The organism is Kitasatospora sp. NPDC004799 (assembly GCF_040609095.1).
Lineage (GTDB): Bacteria > Actinomycetota > Actinomycetes > Streptomycetales > Streptomycetaceae > Kitasatospora.
On sequence record NZ_JBEXJK010000637.1, the window covers coordinates 1 to 2,996 of the forward strand.

General features: G+C 69.7%; 1 protein-coding gene. It reads left to right on the forward strand.

The window, feature by feature from the left end; translation table 11 throughout:
• Positions 1-36: 36 nt before the first annotated feature.
• Positions 37-2,996, forward strand: a 2,960-nt coding sequence (locus ABZW03_RS39235) for a condensation domain-containing protein (RefSeq protein WP_355269421.1), incomplete at its 3' end; no start/stop codon positions are given.

The following is a 2,996-nucleotide window of genomic DNA, read 5'->3' on the forward strand; positions in this document are numbered from 1 at the left end:
GTGATCGAGGCGTTGGTGGTGGAGCACGGTGTGACGATGCTCCAGTTGTCGGCGAGTCTGTTCAACTATCTGGTGGATGAGCATCCGGGGGCGTTTGCGGGGGTGCGGACGGCGTTCACGGGTGGTGAGGCGGGTTCGGTCGCGCATGTGGCGAAGGTGCTGGGTCTGTATCCGGGGTTGCGGGTGGGTAACGGGTACGGGCCGGCGGAGAGCATGGGCTTCACGACGTGCCACGCGGTCACCGGTGACGACTTGGTGGCGTCGTCGTTGCCGATCGGTCGGCCGGTGGGGAACAAGCGGGTGTTCGTGTTGGACGCGGGGTTGCGTCCGGTGCCGGCGGGTGTGGTGGGTGAGGTGTATGCGGCGGGTGCCGGTCTGGCGCACGGGTATGTGGGTCGAGCGGGTCTGACGGCGGAGCGGTTCGTGGCGAACCCGTTGGGCGTGCCGGGTGAGCGGATGTACCGCACGGGTGACCTGGGGCGTTGGCGTGCGGACGGTGTGCTGGAGTACGTGGGGCGTGCGGACGACCAGGTGAAGATCCGCGGTTTCCGGATCGAGCCGGGTGAGATCGCGGCCGTGCTGCAGGGGCACGAGGCGGTGGCGCAGGCCGCGGTGGTGGTGCGCGAGGACCGGCCGGGCGACAAGCGCCTCGTCGGCTATGCGGTGCCGGCCGCCGGGCGGGAGATCGCCTCCGAGGAACTGCGGCACTTTGTTGTGGGACGGCTGCCGCGTCACATGGTTCCCTCGGCGTTGGTCGTGTTGGAGGCGTTGCCGATCACGCCGAACGGCAAGCTCGACCAGCGGGCCCTGCCGGCCCCGGCCGTCACCGTTGAGGAGGGTGGACGGGCCCCGCGCTCGGCACAGGAGGAGATCCTCTGCGCGATCTTCGCGGAGGTGCTCGGTGCGCCGTCGGTGGGGATCGATGACGACTTCTTCGCACTGGGCGGGCACTCGCTCCTCGCGGCGCGGCTGATCAGCCGCATCCGCAGCACCTTCGACGCCGAGCTGGGCATCCGTGACCTGTTCGACGCGTCCACGGTCGTCGGTGTCGCGGAGAAGCTGAAGGACGGCCGCCCGGCCCGGCCCGCGTTGGTGGCGGGGGTGCGGCCGGAGGTGTTGCCGTTGTCGTTCGCGCAGCAGCGGCTGTGGTTCCTGGACCAGCTCGAAGGGGCGTCCGCGACGTACAACAGCCCGTTCGCGTTCCGGCTGCACGGCTCGGTGGACGTCGGGGCGTTGCGCGGCGCGATCGGTGACGTGGTGGGCCGGCACGAGGCCCTGCGGACGGTCTATCCGGCGGTCGACGGTCAGCCGCGTCAGCTGGTGCTGCCCGCCGAGGACGCCCAGGTCCCGTTCACGGTCGTGGCGTGCGAGCGCGATGCGCTGGACGAGGGGATGCGCACGGCTGCGATCACGCCGTTCGACCTCTCCATCGAACTGCCCTTGCGCGTCGTGCTGTTCACGCTCGGCGAGGGCGAGTCCGTGCTCGTCGTGACGACTCACCACATCGCGAGCGACGGTTGGTCGATGCGTCCGCTGTGGGAGGGGGTGGCGTCGGCCTACCGGGCTCGGTTGGCCGGGAAGGCGCCGGAGTGGGAGCCGCTGGCCGTCCAGTACGCGGACTACACCCTCTGGCAGCACGGGCTGCTCGATGACGTCCTGGGTGAGCAACTGGCCTACTGGACGGATGTCCTGAAGGACTCGCCGCAGGAGTTGGCGCTGCCGCTGGACCGGCCCCGGTCGGGGGTGGTGTCGCCTGCGGGTGGTCTGGTGGAGTTCGGACTGCCTGCCGAGCTGCACGCCGAACTGGAGGCGTTGGCGCGCAGGCACGGCGTCACGCTGTTCATGGTGCTGCACGCGGCCCTGGCAGCCCTGCTCTCACGACTGGGCGCGGGAACCGACATCCCCATCGGCACCGTCGTCGCCGGACGCTCGGACCAGGCGCTGGACGACCTGGTCGGCTTCTTCGTCAACACGCTCGTCCTGCGGACCGACCTGTCGGGTGCCCCCACCTTCGGCGAGCTGCTGGGCCGGGTCCGTGACACGGACCTGGCGGCGTTCACCCATCAGGACGTGCCGTTCGAGCGGTTGGTGGAGGAGCTGAACCCGGTCCGCTCCAGCTCCGTACACCCGCTGTTCCAGGTGATGCTGGTCCTGCAGAACAACAACGAGGGGGCGCTCCAGCTCCCGGGCGTCACGCTGGAACCGGAGACCTTCACCACCGTTCCGGCCAGGTTCGACCTCAACTTCGCTTTCACGGAGGCCTGGGCGGCCGACGGCACGCCCGGCGGAATCCGGGTGGATCTGCAGTACGCCGCCGACCTCTTCGATCACGGCACGGTGGAGCGGCTGGGCCGACGGCTGGCCTCGCTGTTGGCCGCGATGGTGGTGGATGCGGGGCAGCTGGTCGGTTCGGTGGATGTGTTGGTGGGTGGTGAGCGTGAGCTGATCGTGTCCGGGTGGGGTGGTGACTCGGGTGCGGTGCCGGCGGGTTCGGTGTCGGGGTTGTTCGTGGAGCAGGTGGTGCGGGCTCCGGGTGCGGTGGCGGTGGTGGATGGTGATCGCCGTTTGTCGTACGGGGAGTTGGACGAGTTGTCGGATCGGATGGCTCTGCGGTTGGTGGAGTCCGGTCTGGTGCGGGGTGACGTGGTAGGGGTCTGCCTTGAGCGTGGGGCGGATCTGGTGGTGGCGCTGTTGGGTGTGTTGAAGGCGGGTGGTGGTTACACCTTGCTGGACCCGGAGTTCCCGAGGGAGCGTTCGGCGCTGGTGGTGGCCGAGGCAGGTGTGGCGACGATCGTGTCCAGCACGGGACTTCGGGAGTCGGTGGAGGGGCTCGCGGAGCGCTTGGTGTGGACGGACGAGGCGTGGGAGCCGGCCGGTGAGCTGATGCCGCCGGTGGCCGTGGGTCCGGATGATGTGGCGTGTGTGATGTTCACGTCGGGTTCGACGGGTCGGCCGAAGGGTGTGGTGGCGCCGCATCGGGCGTTGGTGGGGACGTA